The sequence below is a fragment of the Mesorhizobium sp. M2E.F.Ca.ET.209.01.1.1 genome, from assembly GCF_004010375.2.
Lineage (GTDB): Bacteria > Pseudomonadota > Alphaproteobacteria > Rhizobiales > Rhizobiaceae > Mesorhizobium.
Genome location: NZ_SADP02000362.1, coordinates 1 through 383, shown reverse-complemented (window position 1 = coordinate 383; position 383 = coordinate 1). Strand labels below are relative to the sequence as shown.

At 67.1% G+C, this 383-nt stretch carries 2 pseudogenes; both read left to right on the top strand.

Annotated features, from left to right (window positions below):
* Positions 1-69, top strand: a pseudogene (locus EN852_RS43410) (LuxR family transcriptional regulator); the annotation flags it as partial.
* Positions 70-164: 95 nt separating this feature from the next.
* Positions 165-383, top strand: a pseudogene (locus EN852_RS35995) (helix-turn-helix transcriptional regulator); the annotation flags it as partial.

Below are 383 nucleotides of genomic sequence, written 5' to 3'. Positions count from 1 at the left end.
ATCCAGAAGTTCGCGGCCTCGAACCGCGCGATGGCGATCGCGACGGCGATCAGGAGCGGCATCATTTGAGGCGCGCAGAGGTCAGAGAGGCGGCGGCCGCCCTTTTCAACGATCAACGCAATCCGTTCGGCGCCTTCTCGCTCGGCTCGGAGACGCATCATGCGGTGACAATCCCGGACGCGGTGCGCCGCTGCCGCTGGATCGCCGTCGATATCAACGCCTCGGCCTTCGGCCTCTATTTCGTCAGCCCTTCCCCCGAGCGCGCGCGCCTGGTGGCGTGTTTCGATTCCGACTACCCCGGCACGGCGGTCGCGACCAAATTCATCTCCGGCGCCAATGGCGAGGACGTGGTGCGCCACAGCCGCATCTCGACGGCGCCGCGC